The organism is Pseudomonas sp. PDM28, from assembly GCF_019219115.1.
Taxonomy (GTDB): domain Bacteria; phylum Pseudomonadota; class Gammaproteobacteria; order Pseudomonadales; family Pseudomonadaceae; genus Aquipseudomonas; species Aquipseudomonas laurylsulfatiphila.
In genome coordinates, this window is record NZ_JAHUWG010000007.1 from 146,006 (window position 1) to 161,350 (window position 15,345).

At 61.3% G+C, this 15,345-nt stretch carries 11 protein-coding genes; 4 read left to right on the plus strand and 7 right to left on the minus strand.

Annotation, left to right across the window (positions count from 1 at the left end; all coding sequences use genetic code 11):
- Window positions 1-85: 85 nt before the first annotated feature.
- The 5 genes from KW841_RS17340 to KW841_RS17360 all read right to left on the minus strand — a co-directional run bounded on the left by KW841_RS17340 (window position 86) and on the right by KW841_RS17360 (window position 6,058).
- Complete coding sequence (locus KW841_RS17340; protein WP_218478588.1) at window positions 86-1,213, minus strand: acyl-CoA dehydrogenase; 1,128 nt, start codon at window positions 1,211-1,213, stop codon at window positions 86-88.
- A 141-nt stretch (window positions 1,214-1,354) separates the two neighbouring features.
- The gene (locus KW841_RS17345; RefSeq protein WP_095966667.1) at window positions 1,355-2,548 is read right to left on the minus strand and encodes an acetyl-CoA C-acyltransferase; all 1,194 of its coding nucleotides are present in this window, start codon (window positions 2,546-2,548) and stop codon (window positions 1,355-1,357) included.
- A gap of 12 nt (window positions 2,549-2,560) precedes the next feature.
- Window positions 2,561-3,322 carry an SDR family NAD(P)-dependent oxidoreductase gene (locus tag KW841_RS17350; RefSeq protein WP_218478590.1) on the minus strand — a complete coding sequence of 254 codons (762 nt, stop codon included), beginning with the start codon at window positions 3,320-3,322 and terminating at the stop codon, window positions 2,561-2,563.
- A gap of 13 nt (window positions 3,323-3,335) precedes the next feature.
- Entirely contained in the window at window positions 3,336-5,000 is a 1,665-nt protein-coding gene (locus KW841_RS17355) for an AMP-binding protein (protein ID WP_218478593.1), read from the minus strand.
- 134 nt (window positions 5,001-5,134) lie between these two features.
- Window positions 5,135-6,058, minus strand: a complete 924-nt coding sequence (locus tag KW841_RS17360; protein ID WP_218478595.1) for a carbon-nitrogen hydrolase family protein — start codon at window positions 6,056-6,058, stop codon at window positions 5,135-5,137.
- Between the two features lie 84 nt (window positions 6,059-6,142).
- Between KW841_RS17360 and KW841_RS17365 the strand changes: the two genes are divergently transcribed.
- Window positions 6,143-7,051, plus strand: a complete 909-nt coding sequence (locus tag KW841_RS17365) for a LysR family transcriptional regulator (protein ID WP_102700774.1) — start codon at window positions 6,143-6,145, stop codon at window positions 7,049-7,051.
- Between the two features lie 9 nt (window positions 7,052-7,060).
- Here the strand turns inward: KW841_RS17365 and KW841_RS17370 are convergent, their stop codons facing one another.
- The gene (locus KW841_RS17370; protein WP_007970091.1) at window positions 7,061-7,315 is read right to left on the minus strand and encodes a hypothetical protein; all 255 of its coding nucleotides are present in this window, start codon (window positions 7,313-7,315) and stop codon (window positions 7,061-7,063) included.
- Between the two features lie 164 nt (window positions 7,316-7,479).
- On the opposite strand from KW841_RS17370, the gene KW841_RS17375 reads away from it, so the two are divergent.
- The gene (locus KW841_RS17375) at window positions 7,480-7,797 is read left to right on the plus strand and encodes a YqjD family protein (RefSeq protein WP_015094973.1); all 318 of its coding nucleotides are present in this window, start codon (window positions 7,480-7,482) and stop codon (window positions 7,795-7,797) included.
- Between the two features lie 176 nt (window positions 7,798-7,973).
- Here KW841_RS17375 and KW841_RS17380 read toward each other — a convergent pair whose 3' ends face one another.
- Entirely contained in the window at window positions 7,974-9,014 is a 1,041-nt protein-coding gene (locus tag KW841_RS17380; RefSeq protein ID WP_218478596.1) for an Ldh family oxidoreductase, read from the minus strand.
- Window positions 9,015-9,248: 234 nt separating this feature from the next.
- Between KW841_RS17380 and KW841_RS17385 the strand changes: the two genes are divergently transcribed.
- Complete coding sequence (locus KW841_RS17385) at window positions 9,249-14,081, plus strand: DUF6543 domain-containing protein (RefSeq protein ID WP_218478597.1); 4,833 nt, start codon at window positions 9,249-9,251, stop codon at window positions 14,079-14,081.
- 210 nt (window positions 14,082-14,291) lie between these two features.
- On the plus strand, window positions 14,292-15,293 hold the full coding sequence (locus KW841_RS17390; RefSeq protein WP_218478598.1) for a FecR family protein: 1,002 nt from the start codon (window positions 14,292-14,294) through the stop codon (window positions 15,291-15,293).
- Window positions 15,294-15,345 lie beyond the last annotated feature (52 nt).

A 15,345-nucleotide genomic window follows, 5' to 3' on the forward strand; every position in this document is an offset into this window, starting at 1 on the left:
CTGCCGCAGGCTGCGATCTTTTGACTTTGATTTTAAAGATCAAAAGATCGCAGCCTGCGGCAGCTCCTACAGAGGGCCTGCTTTTTTATAGGTTGCGCGAAATGACCATGCGCTGAATATCGCTGGTGCCTTCGTAGATCTGACACACCCGCACGTCGCGGTAGATTCGTTCCAGCGGGAAGTCGTTGAGGTAACCATATCCGCCGAGGGTTTGCAGCGCCGAGGAGCATACCTTCTCGGCCATTTCCGAGGCGAACAACTTGGCCATCGACGCCTCGACCAGGGCCGGCTTGCCACTGTCGCGCAGGGCGGCGGCGTAGTGCACCATTTGCCGCGCCACGGCGATCTGGGTGGCCATGTCCGCCAGGCGGAACGCCACGGCCTGATGCTCGATGATCGGCTTGCCGAAGCTCTCGCGCTCACGGGCGTAATCACGGGCCGCTTCAAACGCGGCTCGGGCCATGCCCACCGATTGTGAAGCGATGCCGACGCGACCGCCTTCCAGGTTGGCCAGGGCAATCCTGTAGCCTTCGCCCTCCTCACCCAAACGGTTGGCCACCGGCACCTTCACATCTTCAAAGAGGATCTGGCAGGTGTCGGAGGCGTGCTGACCGAGCTTGTCCTCGACCCGCGCGACTTTATAACCCGGCGAATCGGTCGGTACGATAAACGCGCTGATGCCACGTTTGCCGGCGTTCGGATCGGTCACCGCAAACACAATCACCACCCCGGCATTCTGCCCGGAGGTGATGAACTGCTTGCAGCCGTTGAGCACGTAGTGGTCGCCTTCCAGGCGCGCACGGGTTTTCAGGCCGCTGGCGTCGGAACCCGCCTGGGGCTCGGTCAGGGCGAAAGCGCCGAGCATCGCGCCGCTGGCCAACGGCTTGAGGAAGCGTTCTTTCTGCTCATCCGTGCCGTAGTTGAGGATCGGCACACAACCCACGGAGTTGTGCACGCTCATGATGGTCGAGCAAGCGCCATCGCCGGCGGCGATTTCTTCCAGCGCCATGGCGTAGGCCAGGTAACCGGTGTCGCATCCGCCCCACTGCTCCGGCACCAACATGCCGAAGAAGCCCAAACCGGCCATTTCGCCGATGGCTTCCTTGGGGAAGCGGTGTTCGCGGTCCCACTCGGCGGCGAAGGGTTTGAGCCGTTCCTGGGCAAAATCCCGGGCCATGTCGCGGATTTGTTGTTGGTCGTCATTGGGGATCATGGTGAATCCTTGAATCAGGTTACAACGCAGCCCCCTGTGGGAGCGGGCTTGCTCGCGAAGAGGCCGTGTCAGTCGACATCATCGTCGGATGACACACCGCTTTCGCGGGCAAGCCCGCTCCCACATGGGATAGCGTCAGGTTCAGTACAGGCATTCCACGGCCATTGCCGTTGCTTCACCGCCACCGATGCAGATCGCCGCGACACCGCGTTTCAGGCCTTTCTGGCGCAGGGCCGACAGCAAGGTCACGAGAATCCGGGCACCGGACGCACCGATCGGGTGGCCCAAGGCGCAAGCGCCGCCGTGCACGTTGAGTTTCTCGTGGGGGATTTCCAGGTGAGTCATCGCGGCCATGCCGACCACGGCAAAGGCTTCGTTGACTTCCACCAGATCGACGTCATTGATCGACCAGCCAGTTTTCTTCATCAATTTCTTGATCGCGCCGATTGGCGCCACCGGAAACAGGCCCGGGGTGTCGGCGAACGCGGCGTGACCATGGATCACCGCCAGCGGCTTCAGGCCTTGTTTCTGTGCCTGGGACTGGCGCATCAGCACCAATGCCGCCGCACCGTCGGAAATCGAACTGGAGTTGGCCGCCGTCACCGTGCCGCCTTCGCGGAACGCCGGTTTCAACGAAGCGATCTTGTCCAGTTTGGCTTTTGGCGGTTGCTCGTCGTTGCTGATCACCACCTGCTCCTTGCCGACTGTTACGGTGAGCGGGACAATTTCGGCCTTGAAGCTGCCGTCCTTGATCGCCTGTTGCGCGCGGGTGGTCGAGGCGATGGCGAACGCGTCCTGGGCCTCACGGCTGAAGCTGTTGGTTTCGGCGCAGTCTTCGGCGAAGGTGCCCATCAGGCGGCCCTTGTCGTAGGCGTCTTCGAGGCCGTCCAGGAACATCGAGTCCTGCACCCGACCATGGCCCATGCGGTAGCCGGCACGGGCACGGTCCAGCAGGTAAGGCGCGTTGGACATGCTTTCCATGCCACCGGCGACCACCACGTCGGCACTGCCGGCCACCAGCATGTCGTGGGCCAGAATCGCCGCCTCCATGCCCGAACCGCACATCTTGTTCAGGGTGGTGCAGCGAGTCGATTTATCCAGCCCGGCACCCAGTGCCGCCTGGCGCGCAGGGGCCTGGCCAAGGCCAGCCGGCAGTACGCAGCCGAACAGCACTTCGTCGATGCCGTCACTGGAAACGCCGGCACGTTCAACGGCGGCTTTGATCGCGGCAGCACCCAGTTGCGGTGCGGTCAGGCTTTTCAGTTCGCCCTGGAATCCACCCATCGGGGTGCGGACGGCGCTGACAATTACAATCGGATCGTTGGACATTGTCATGACAAATCCTCCTTATTTGGCGGCCATGCGCAAGGCACCGTCGAGACGGATCACCTCGCCGTTGAGCATGCTGTTTTCAATAATATGCTTCACCAGCCCGGCATACTCACCCGGTTTGCCCAAACGCGGCGGGAATGGCACGCCAGCGGCCAGGGAATCGCGAACTTCCTGGGTCATGCCGGCCATCATCGGCGTCTCGAAAATGCCTGGGGCGATGGTCATCACGCGGATGCCGAAGCGCGCCAGTTCACGGGCCGCCGGCAACGTCAGGCTGACGATTGCACCTTTGGACGCCGAGTAGGCCGCCTGACCGATCTGACCGTCGTATGCCGCGGCAGACGCGGTGTTGATGATCACGCCGCGCTCGCCATCGGCATCCGCTTCGGTTTGCGTAATCGCCGCTGCCGCCAGGCGCAGCATGTTGAAGCTGCCGATCAGGTTGACGTTGATCACCTGGCTGAAACTGGACAGCAAGTGCGGACCGTTCTTGCCGAGAATCTTCTCGCCACGCACGATGCCGGCGCAATTGACCAGGCCATTGAGGCCGCCAAAGGCTTCGACCGTCGCCTGCACAGCCGCTTCGGCCGCCGCTTCGTTGCTGATGTCCGCCACCACACTGTGCGCGCCAAGGCGCTGGGCCTGGGCGGCAACGGCCTCGGCGTTCATGTCCACCAGCATCACTTTCGCGCCAGCGGCGACCAGTACCTCGGCCGTCGCTGCACCGAGGCCGGAAGCGCCACCGGTGACGATAAAAATCTTGTTCTCGATCTGCATCATTGTTTCCCTTTCAAGCTGGAAGGTTCTTCGCCGCAGCCTCTTGAGCCTTGGCGATTTCCTGGTTGCGCAAGATAAAGCGCTGCAATTTGCCGCTTGGGGTTTTCGGCAACTCGCTGACAAATTCGATTTCACGGGGATACGAGTGCGCCGCCAGACGCTTGCGCACGTGCTGGCGCAGCTCTTCGGCCAACGCAGGTTCTGCGCGGTATTGCGGGCTGAGCACGACGAACGCCTTGACCAGTTCGGTGCGCTCCGGATCGGGCTTGCCGACCACAGCGGCCTCGACCACGGCCGGGTGTTCGATCAGCGCACTTTCCACGTCGAACGGGCCGACCCGGTAGCCGGAGGTGGTGATCACGTCATCGCTGCGGCCGACGAAGCTGATGCTGCCGTCCGGGTTCCACTCGACGGTGTCGCCACTCAAGTAGTAGTGGCCGACAAAGGCCTTGGTCGGTCCGCCTTCGTAGCCGGCGAACCAGCACATCGGCGACTGGCTGCGGTCGATGGCCAGGATGCCGGGCTGGCCAACACCCAGTTCCTTGTATTCGTCATCGAGGACCGCAATGCGGTGGCCCGGCGAAGTAAAACCGGCGGCGCCCATGTGAATCGGGTGTTCAAGGCCGTGGTGGTTGCACAGCACCATGCCCAGCTCGGTCTGGCCGTAGTGGTCGTGGATGACCACGTCGAGGTTGTCGGCGAACCAGCGGATCACTTCCGGGTTCAGCGGCTCGCCGGCGCTGCTGACGATGCGCAGCTTGCCCTTGATCGATCTGGCGAACTCATCGCCGCCGGCAATCAGCAAACGGTAGGCCGTCGGTGAACCGGTGAGGTTGGTGATCCCGTACTTGTTGATCACCCGGCAAGTGCTTTCGAGGGTGAACGGGCCATCGTAAAAGGTGATCGGATGCCCCATCGACATGGGCCCGGTGACACCGTAGTAAATGCCGTAGGCCCAACCCGGGTCGGCGACGTTCCAGAAGGCGTCTTCCGGGCGCAGGTCAACCGCGTCGCGGATGTAGCTCTTGAACGCAACGATGGCCTTGAGCGGCACAGACAGCGCTTTCGACGGTCCGGTGGTGCCTGAGGTGAACATCAGCAGGAACGGATCTTCGCCGGTGAGCAGCACGGGTTCGCAGTGGGCGGAATAGTTGGACAGCTCGGCCCAGAAACTGCAATCGCCACGCACCAGGCCCTGCCCTTTGGGGCCAGTGACGGTAACGATGGCCGGGCAGTCGGCGACTTCGGAAAGTTTCGGCCGGTTCACCGCGTCGGTCACCACCACTTTGGCGCCAGAGCAGCTCAGGCGGTGCTCGATGGCTTTGGGGCCGAACGCGGTGAATAGCGGTTGATACACCGCGCCAATGCGCCAGGCGGCGAACACGGTGATCAGCAATTCGATGTTGCGTGGCAGCAGGCCGGCGACCTTGTCGCCCTTCTTCACACCCTGGGCCAACAGGTAATTGGCGAAACGCGCGGCCTTGTCCTGCAAATCAGTGAAGGTGTAGGTCGCACTGGCGCCGTCGCGCCCCTCCCAGAACAGCGCGATGCGACCCGGCAAGGCATGCCGGTCACAGCATTCGACGCAGGCGTTGAGCGCCGTCAGATCGCCTGCGAGTGCGGCGTCGACGGTGTGCTGATAGTTGAACTGATCAGTAGCAGACAAGTAATCGCGCATTGCCAGAATCCCTTGTGTTTCTTATTAGGTTGGGGGAACCGTAATCAACAGGGAAATACTCGCTCTGCTTGGGGTAGCGGGCAATGGTCAAAGTTATCAAGTTGTCTGACTGGTTTGGCCAAAGCCCTCAGGCATCAGGAAGTGAAGCGCACCCCCGGTTTAGCGCGCTCGTCCACGGTCAGCTCGAACACATCCGGGCGAGCGTAGTGACCGACCACGTCATAGTCGTAGCGGGCGCGCACCAGGTCGTCAGTATCGATCTGCGCGGTCAGCAGACCGGGGCCATCTCGCAACGGTCCGGCGAGAATGTCGCCCATGGGCCCTACGATCACGCTGCCGCCGGCGATCAACGGCCGATCCGCCGGCCAGTTGGCGATGTCCAGGCCCAGGGCCTGGGGCGACGCCTGGACCTGACAGGCGCTGACCACGAAACAACGCCCTTCATGGGCGATGTGGCGCATGCTGACCTGCCACATCTCCCGTTCGTCCACGGTCGGCGCGCACCACACCTCCACGCCCTTGGCGTACATCGCCGTGCGCAGCAGCGGCATCATGTTTTCCCAGCACACCGCCGCACCGATGCGCCCGACCTGACTGTCGATCACCGGCAGCGTCGAACCATCGCCCTTGCCCCAGATCAGCCGTTCGGTACCGGTGGGCATCAGTTTGCGGTGTTTGGCCACCAGCCCGGCCTGCGGATCAAAGTACAAGGCGGTGCAGTACAAGGTGCTGCCGGCGCGTTCGATGACGCCGATCACCAGATTCGCCCCGGTGCGTGCGGACAGGCCGGCCAGCGCCTCGGTTTCCACGCCGGGCACGTCAATGGCGTTGGCAAAATAGCGGGCAAAGGCTTCACGACCTTGCGCCAGCCGAAAACCAAGCTGTGTGCCAAAACCCTCGCCTTTGGGATAACCACCCAGCAGCGCTTCCGGCATCACCACCAGCGCGGCGCCGGATTCGATGATCGCGGGTTCATAGGACAGGATCTGTTCCAGGGTGTCGGCCTTGCCACCGGGCAAGGCGCCAATCTGCAAGGCCGCAACGATTGATTTGGGCATCACGAAATCTCCATTCGCATCAGGGGTTGCTCATTCTCCGGTGCCACGTGATCATCAATAAAGACCGATTCACTGCTGAATGATATGAACCAGATGAATATCACCAACATCGACCTCAACCTGCTCAAAGTCTTCGAAGCGCTGCACGAAGAGTCCAGCGCCAGCCGGGCCGCATTGCGCCTGGGCGTGACGCAATCGGCCGTCAGCGCAGCCTTGCGCCGCTTGCGCGAGGTGTATGGCGATCAACTGTTCGTGCGTACCGGGCGCGGCCTGGCGCCCTCGCTCAAGGCCAATCAGCTCAAGCCGGTGGTCAGCGAGGCCCTGAACAAATGCCGGCAAAGCCTGGCGATGGTTGACCCGGCTGCGCAGCAGTACGAAGGCCGCTCGGTCACCGTGGGCATGTCGGACGATTTCGAAATTGCCTACGGCCGACGACTGATCGAGGAAATCGCCCGGAGCGCGCCGAAGCTGCGCCTGATTTTCCGCCAGACTCACAGCCAGATCGTTGCCCAGGCGTTGATGGAACGCAGCATTGACCTGGCGATCACCGCAGGCGGCTTTGCCGAGCGGCTGCTCAGCCGTCAGGTGCTGGGAGAAGGCGGTTATCTGTGCCTGGCGGACCCGTCGAGCCTGGTCGAGGGCCAGCAGAGCATCAGTCTTGAGGAGTTTGTGGCCCGCGAGCACATTCTGGTGTCGTCCGGCGGTTTTATCGGGATTACCGATGAAGGATTGGCGGCGCTGGGTCTGAGTCGGCGGGTGTGCGCCTCGACCACGCATTTTGCCGCGCTGCCGCATTTGCTCAAGGGCAGCCAGGCCGTGGCGACCATTCCGGCCCATGCCGCCCGAAGCATCGCGACGCTCAGCGGCCTGGCCCTGCTGCCCTGCCCTTTGGCCTTGCCGCGCTACCCGATCGAGCTGGGCTGGCGCACCAGCACCCAGCTTGACCCGGTCGTGTTGAAAGTGCGCGAGGCGATTGTCGCGAGTTTCGCCTGACAGCCGATGTTATTTGTTGGCCGCCATCAGGCGATTGACTTCACTGCGCACCATGTTGGCGTATTCCGGGGGCGACATGCCGTCCAGTTCGGCGCGCACCCATTCGGCCCACTTGCCTTTGCGCTTGGCCCGTTCACCAAACAACCGTGCGGCCTCGCCCTTGGCTTTGCCCAGGTTGTTTTGCCAGAGTTCGAACAGACGGGATTTCTCGTCTTCAAGCGCAGCGCGCTCGGCGAGGGGTTTGTCGGCCAGATTGAAGCTCATGGGAATTTCCTGCTGCGTAAAATTGGCGACATCTTACACTGTAGGGCGAAATGTCCTGCGCCGGTTTTTCAGCAAGATGACGTTCCCGGGCAAAATAGCTGCAACTTTTCCGACGACCGCAGACTCCATTGTTCACTGTCCACTTACCCGCAAGGAGTACTTCAATGGCCCGCAAAACAGCCGCGCAAGCTGCCGAAGATCAAATCAAGGATCAAGCGTTCAGCGAACTTCAATCGTTGATCGAAGAGTCGGAAAAACTGCTGAAAAGCAGCGCCTCACTGGTCGGGGAAGAAGCGGACACCCTTCGCGGACAAATCGCCCTGAAACTCCAGCAGGCCAGGGATTCGGTGACCAGCGTGCGCAACCGCACCCTGCCCGCGGTCGAGGCCACCGAAACCTATATCGGCGGGCATCCATGGCAAACCGTGGCGATTTCCGCCGGGTTTGGCCTGGTGGTGGGGTTGTTGCTGGGGCGTCGCTGAGTACTGGCAAACACTGGAACCCTGTGGGAGCGGGCTTGCCCGCGATGGACGTGAGGGCACCGCGGGGAATCAGATTTCCCGCGTAATCGTTAACGACCATCGTCGGAACGCCGCCCGGAGCAGGCTCGCTCCTACAGGGGTTGCGTTAATTAGACATTATTTGCCAATACCCCGAATCACTCCCCCGCCAGCTCCCGCAGGTTCGCCAGCGTCCGGGCATCCAGTTCAATGCCATTGGCCAGCGACCTGGCGCGCTGATGATGACGCCGGTCACCCGGCAAACGCTTCAGGCCGACACCGTGCATTTGCCGCACCAGTTCCTGGCTGCGTTCGGCAAAACCTTGCCCCGCTGCCTTGTCCGGATCAATCACGATCAGCAATTGGCCCGTCCAGGGCGTCTTGGCGCCTGGGTGGTTGTTCCAGTCGAATTCGAAGGAAAAATTGCCGCCGGTCAGTGCCGCCGCGAGCAACTCGACCATCATTGATAACGCCGAGCCCTTGTGTCCGCCAAAAGGCAGTAACGCGCCGCCCTCAAGAATCGCTTTCGGGTCGGTCGTCGGCTGGCCGAGGCTGTCCACGCCCATCCCTTGCGGCAAGCGTTCGCCCTGGCGTGCGGCAATTTGCACGTCGCCATGGGCAATGGCACTGGTGGCGAGGTCGAAGACAATCGGTTCGCCGCCAGCCCGTGGTGCGGCGAAGGCAATCGGATTGGTACCGAACAGTGGTCGGTCGGCGCCGTGGGGCACCACGCAGGTCATGCTGTTGACCACGCTCAACGCCACCAGCCCTTCATACGCGAAGGGTTCGACATCTGGCCACAAGGCCGCGAAATGGTGCGAATTACGGATCGCCAGCACCGCAATGCCGGCACTTCGGGCCTTCTGCACCAGTAATTCGCGTGCCGCCGCCAGGGCCGGTTGCGCAAAACCGTTATCGGCATCGACCCGCACAAACCCCGAAGCCACATCTTCGACCACCGGAACGGCCTGGCCATTGACCCAGCCGCTTTGCAGCGTCGAAACATAACCCGGGATCCGGAATACCCCGTGACTGTGGGCGCCATCGCGCTCGGCGCCGGCACAGTTTTGCGCCAGCACCCTGGCAACCTCGGCCGAGGTGCCATGACGCAGAAAAATCTTTTCCAGCAAAGCACTCAGCGCTTCGAGTGACAGGTGTGACGAGACGGCAGTAGAGGCGTGATCGTGTGGCGCAGACATCTGAAGCTCCAGAATGATTATTGGAGGGAACAACAGCGTACAAAGACCCGCCGATTAACAACGCGCGGCGAGTGACCTGTCAACCTTTCCCTCAGGGGCGACGAGGTAAATCCGTGTCACCAATGCCCATGCCCCGTGCGTTATCTATTTACCACCTGCATCAACGCACCGGCTTTTAGTCTCGATGCTCAACCCACAGGCGCCCTTGAGTGGCCCCTTGAGCGAGACTCGACGATGTCTACACCCGTAACTCCGCTGTTTTTCCCCGAAGCACTGACGATGCCCGGCCTCTGGCGAGAACTTGGCCAAACCCACGGGCTGGCGCAAAAGGATTTCGAATGGTTCAGCCATATCGAACTGGCCAGCCAGGCCCTGCGCGATGAACAGACGCCGCCCATGCTGGCGAAAAAAATCCTGCTGAAGATCCCTGGCCAGGAACCCGTGGCGCTGGCCGGCAGTTTTTTGCTGACCGCGACGCCGGATGACAATGGCGTGATTCTCTACACCCCCTACGCCGGCATACAGAAGTTCACCAGTCGCTCGGTCCTGACCGAACATCTGGCGGCACGCCTCAAAGCAGCCAACGAAGACGATGAACTGCTGGCCTTCTTGGCGCTGTCACAACGCAAGACGGTGGTGGCTGCCGACGATATCGGGCTGGAGTTTCAAACCATTGCAGGTGACGTGTTCGAGGACCAGCGCAACACCCTCTCCCGCCATCAGCGACTCAACGACCTGGCCCTGCTCGATGAACTCAAGGCGCTACCGTCCCTGACGTCGCTGCTCGATGCATTGCTGGCTGAACAACTGACGGCGTCTTTTCCCGGCGTGGATCAGAGCCAGACCCGGGTGAATTTCTATCTGGCCGCGACTGCAGGGAACGAGGACGCAAGTCGTCCGGCGCGACCGTGGGTCAATTCCCTGTCGCTGAGTGACGCCGTGCTCCTGCACTATCGCCATCAGCGTTGGCCCTCCGGGCAGGCCCATGAGTTTTCCCACCCGAAAAAGTCCCCGGCAAACGCTGATCAGGGACACTGGGAGACGGCGGTCACGACTGTCTCGCGCAAACTGGTCAGCCTGCTGATCGGGCAGCTCGAACAATACTGGGACGCGGCGAGCGCCAATGGCGTCTCGCGTCGCGCACTCTTCGGCCGGGCCATCGCCGATCAGGCACGCGGGCAACTGCTGCTCAAGCGCGAAGCCGGGATCATCACCCCGAAGCAAAGCCAAGACCTGCACGCGTTGATCTCGACAGCCAGCCGGACGAATACATCGATGACGGTCGAAACCGTGCGCCTGTGGGAGTACCCGGCCAATTACGTCGAGCTGGCCGGTTCACTGATGGTCAGCGCCAGCCATGCGTTTCTCTACACGCCCACCGAAGGTTTGCAGGTGCTCAAGGACTATCAGGACTTGCGCGATACCGTGCGCAGCAAGTTCGGCGCGGCCGGTCACGAGGACGAACTCTATGGCCTGCTGAGCCTGGACGAACGCCAGCGATTCATTGGTTTTGACCGGCCGAATGTGACCGGGGAAGCGATCTCCGGCGCGATCTTCAGCAAGCTCTTCGACGCCATCGTCACCAAGCAACTGCAAAACACGGAATACAGCCTGCAGGTGTTCCGCCACAGTGACGGCGCCGTGGACATCCACGCCCTGTTCGACAAGGCGCTGGATATCCGTTCGATGATCAACGAGCGGATGCTAAAGCTGGAGACTGACGGACGCTGGAGCACGCGGCCGGTGTTGTCCGGTGACCAGCAGCCGTCCATGGTGCTGGCCGATTCGGCGGCAGCGTTCGTCAAGAGCTTCAGTGACATCGAAACGCTGATCAACGCCGACTTCGCCGCACAACCGATCACTTCACTGGCGTTGCAGCGGGTCTACCTGGAAAACCTGCAGCCGCGCCTGGCCCATGCACTTTCCGTCGGCATCCGCGGCGAGGCAAGCTTGCGCACACTCGGCGCGACATTGGCGGATGCGGACCGGGCCATAGTCGATACGGTGTTCAACCCGGATCAGGCCGAAAGACATAACCGTCGCTCCTTGAAGGGCTTCCGACCCGATGCCTATTCACTGACCCTTGAGTGCTCCGGTGTGCGGGATCTCCTGCCGCTTGCCCATTGCCTGCTCCTGACCGAGCGCGGCGGACTCGACCCCTCGCATTCCGGCCGGACGATCCTGTGGACGCCCGCCGAGGGGCTGGAGGTGTTTGACAACATCAGCCGTGCCAGGCAGGAACTGAACCGGCGCCTGCTCGCCCCGCAACAACGCATGGCGCTACTGGAAAACCTCACCCCGAGCCAACGCCAATTCCACCAACGCTACTCACTGGGTGCGCTGCGGCTGATTGAAGGATCAGTACTGGAGCAGGTCGCACGATCATCCATCGATCACTTCCTGGCTCGCTGCGAACACGCGCGCAGCCTGGAACTGAACGACACGAAGCAGAAAAAGGCGCTGAAAGCGCTGACCACCGCCGGGATCAACACCCATTTGCGCAGAGCCTCCTCGATTGCCCGGGCGATCACCCTGCAACAGTCACTGCCCGCATGGCTTGGAATGGCCCCCCTTGAAGATCAGCGGCTGCACGTTGAGCTGCTGGAGCAATACCGCAACAGCGTAGAGGAGGACAAAGACTACCTGCATGGGATCACCCCCCTCAGGTCGTATGTGCATGAACGGCTGACGACGTTGCTCGGCAATCGCTTCCCGGCAATTACGCTGGACCCCGACGATATTCAAATCATCCCCGACCTCAACCTGACCGGTCCCGCCCGCAGCCTTACCGAGTTCGCACTGAACCATGTCAATGCCGTGCAAGGTTCCGGATTCCAGGTTTCCTCGAGAACTCCTCAGGCGCTGCCCGAGGGGCTGGACCAGGCCGCGGTCCGTCAACTGCTGCAGTCATTGAACATTGTGCAAAGCTACGCAGCACAGGTAACGCAGACATTGTCCAGTGCAACGGCCGATGCTCAAAGCCGGATGCAGCGCTTCGTCAAGCAACTGCCCTGGCAACTGCTGCAACACGCCCACGAGCTGAAGCTGTTGCAAAGGCTATCCGGCAGCGCGTTCGATTTGCTTCGACAGGTGCTCGACATGCCGGATGCCACGGCCCGGGCAACCGTACAGGGAGCACACGCGATTGCCCGGCCACTGGAGCTGATCAAGACCACCGGCGCCGCCGCGATCAAAGCGTTGGGCCTGTACCTGGTGAGCCCCGGCAACGCAAAGGCCGGGCCGCAGGTCCTCTATGCCCCTTACCACCCTGGCGGCTCGCCTTTTATCGAATTCGACACTGAGGCCAGTCTTGTCTCGGCGCTGAACACGCCGGGCCCCTTGCAGGACATGTTGCTACGGCGCCTGCCGGACAGCGAGCAGTCCGCCTTCCGCAACCTGTTCAGCTCGACCGTTGGGCAATCGAGTGAGATCACCCTCGGGTCCAACCCCATCGACGGCAACTTGCTCACCCAGCTGTTCCACGACAACACCCGACTGCTGTCGCAAATGCTTGGCAGCCAGTTACACACGGCAAGCCAGGCGGACTGGGAGGCCGTCAAACATCTGTTCGGTGCCAACATCCACCGCATACTTGGCCTGTTGCCGGGCAAACTCGCTTATGCGCAGTTTCTCTGGAACGCCTACAAGGATGCCCTCAACTCCGCAGAAGCCCTGCAGGATCATCACTGGAAAGTTGCGCTGGAGGAGTTCATCGCCGGTGCGGCGCAACTCATCTCATTGGGCAGGCTGTCGCTCGAAGGATGGACCGACACGGCCCAGGCAACCCAGGAAAACCCTGGCGCACCGGTCGCCACACCGATCATCGCGCCAAAGTGGTCCGAGATCGATTCTACGGCACCGCTGCGCACACGGCTGCAACCGTTCGAAACCACGGTCGAACTCAAGAACCTGACGAAAAACAGCGCTGACGGCACCTACCTCGATGCGACGAGCAAAAAAACCTACGCCCCCATCGCCGGCAAGGTCTACGGCGTAGACAAGACCGGGCCGGCCTGGCGAATGATCAAGGACAAGGAACAAGGCCCCGTATTGCTGACGGCGCCAGACAAGCAACTGGTGATCGACCCGGACATCCATACGGTGCACTTCGGCAAGGCCATGTCGAAAATGCACAACCAGTTTGCTCATGCCCGTATCGCCGGGGAGGTGCTGAACATCGAGGCCCGGGGGATGGAAGACATTCGCGCCCGGCATCCCGAAAAAGCCCGAATGATCGTGCAGGCCATCGACATGGCGCGCTATTACGCGTTCAACAGTTTGCACAACATGACGCAACTGCGCAGATTCGTCCCCGGTACCCGGCTGGACACCTTCCTCAAAGGGTTCTTTGGTGTCGGCGAGGTCAACGCAGCGCTGCTCGACAAGATCAAGGACGCCATCCTCCCCATCTGCAACGCGCTGGTCGACCCTGATGAAGACTGGATGAACTCCCATCGTTTTGTCGTGGGTTCAAACCGGGCCCCGCAGGACAACCTCATCGCGTTTGTCCTGGACAAGGACCGACAGCGCCACGTGCATTTCACCGAAAGATTCTTCGATCAACAACTCGACTGGTACAAATCCTGTCTGACCGAGCCCTTCAACGTCGACGGCCACAGCCAGGCCGCCACGCTGATACACGAATTCGCTCACCTGTTTTCCGCGGCCGTGGACATTGCCTACCTTGAAGCCCGGCGCCCTTTCAGCGACCTGGTAGCGCCGATCACGGCCTACGGTGAAGCCATGAAACAGTCCCAACTGAAATTCCAGCGCGAAGCCTTGTCGCTGAACACGCCGAAGGAGGAACTGTTTGCGCGTTGGAACAGCAGCCTGCAATCGTGGATCAGCCTGGATTCGATCCCGGAGTCTTATCACGTCGGCAAGGCCATTCTGAGGTTAACGGGCAGCAGGACCATGGAGAGGGCAAGGGATGCATTCCTGGACGGGCAAAATGCGAACTTCAGGGCTGACGTCATTTTGCACAATGCCGATTCGCTCGCGTTCCTGATCTGCGAAATGGGCCGGCAACTGGACCCGGTGCCGGCCATATCGACCTCCGGAACCTGATCCGCCAATCACAGGGCGCAGATCCCCGGATCTGCGCAGCTAAATGGCCCTGACCACACAGGGGTAATCAGTTTGATTATTTTTACGCCGACAGCAGAGATTCCAGAGGCGAAGCGTTGAAAAAAAGTTACACATTGATAGTTAAATGCCATGACTGATGTTCTCGCAGACTGCCCCCAAGGTTAGAATGCACGAAATCAGGATGAGCCAATGACCGAACACACGCTCTCGGAAGCCGAATACGACGCCATCACCGATGCCGCTGCGCATTGGTGTATGCGTCTGCACGCCAATGACTGCACAACGCAGGAGCGCCAGGCGTTCGAACAATGGCGAAATGCGCATCCGCTCCATGCCTTCGAATACGAAGCGATGCTGGAAATATGGGATGTCGCCGGCGACCTGCCCCGCCCTGCACCCGTCCTGCCGCTGGCTCGCCCGCAACCCGAAGCTCCGTGGCGCCGCCTAGCCATTGCCGCGGCAGTCTGTGCCCTGGCTCTGCCGCTGGCCGGTTATGGCGGCTGGCACCTGGGTTGGGTACCGAACGCGTACCAGCATTTCGAAGCCACCGACAATGTTCGCACCGTCACCTTGAAGGATGGCAGCCAGGTGGAGCTGAACCTGGGCAGCGAGTTGACGTACATCAACTACAAGGATCAGCGGCAAGTCACGCTGAAGAAAGGCGAAGCGTACTTCAGGGTCAGCCATGACACCCGCCACCCTTTTGTGGTCAAGGCGGCCGAAGGCAAGATTCGTGTGACCGGCACCCAATTCAACGTCTGGATGTATGAAGACCAGGTCAAGGTCAATCTGATCGAGGGTTCGGTACTGGTCAGCAGCAACACCGACCTGCCCGGCGACGGTTTGCGCCTCGACCCGGCGATGCAGGCCAGTTATCGCGGCGGCGACTTCACTCCCCGCATCAGCCAGACCTACGACAATGACAGTTCGCTGGCCTGGCGCCAGGGCAAGCTGGTGCTCGACGATCTGGCGCTGAGCGATGCGCTGCCATTGATCAATCGCTACCTGGACAAACCGCTGATGGTCGCCGACAACAGCACCGGTTCGATCCATATCGGTGGCATCTACAACATCAAAGAGATCAACGGCCTGGTAAAGTCCCTGCCGCGAGTCCTGCCGGTCTACCTGACCCGCAATGACAATGGCAATCTGGTGGTCAACGCGATCCCGCAAAAGACCCCGAAAAGCTGAAAAGGCCGCGACCCTTGCGGGGTGCGGCCTTCAGCGTTCCACTAAAACTACA

Coding starts and splice junctions, on each gene's coding strand:
- KW841_RS17355 (WP_218478593.1), bottom strand. CDS start 5,000: ATGCGCGATTACTTGTCTGCTACTGATCAGTTCAACTATCAGCACACC.
- KW841_RS17375 (WP_015094973.1), top strand. CDS start 7,480: ATGGCCCGCAAAACAGCCGCGCAAGCTGCCGAAGATCAAATCAAGGAT.
- KW841_RS17390 (WP_218478598.1), top strand. CDS start 14,292: ATGACCGAACACACGCTCTCGGAAGCCGAATACGACGCCATCACCGAT.
- KW841_RS17380 (WP_218478596.1), bottom strand. CDS start 9,014: ATGTCTGCGCCACACGATCACGCCTCTACTGCCGTCTCGTCACACCTG.
- KW841_RS17370 (WP_007970091.1), bottom strand. CDS start 7,315: ATGAGCTTCAATCTGGCCGACAAACCCCTCGCCGAGCGCGCTGCGCTT.
- KW841_RS17340 (WP_218478588.1), bottom strand. CDS start 1,213: ATGATCCCCAATGACGACCAACAACAAATCCGCGACATGGCCCGGGAT.
- KW841_RS17345 (WP_095966667.1), bottom strand. CDS start 2,548: ATGACAATGTCCAACGATCCGATTGTAATTGTCAGCGCCGTCCGCACC.
- KW841_RS17365 (WP_102700774.1), top strand. CDS start 6,143: ATGAACCAGATGAATATCACCAACATCGACCTCAACCTGCTCAAAGTC.
- KW841_RS17360 (WP_218478595.1), bottom strand. CDS start 6,058: ATGCCCAAATCAATCGTTGCGGCCTTGCAGATTGGCGCCTTGCCCGGT.
- KW841_RS17350 (WP_218478590.1), bottom strand. CDS start 3,322: ATGCAGATCGAGAACAAGATTTTTATCGTCACCGGTGGCGCTTCCGGC.
- KW841_RS17385 (WP_218478597.1), top strand. CDS start 9,249: ATGTCTACACCCGTAACTCCGCTGTTTTTCCCCGAAGCACTGACGATG.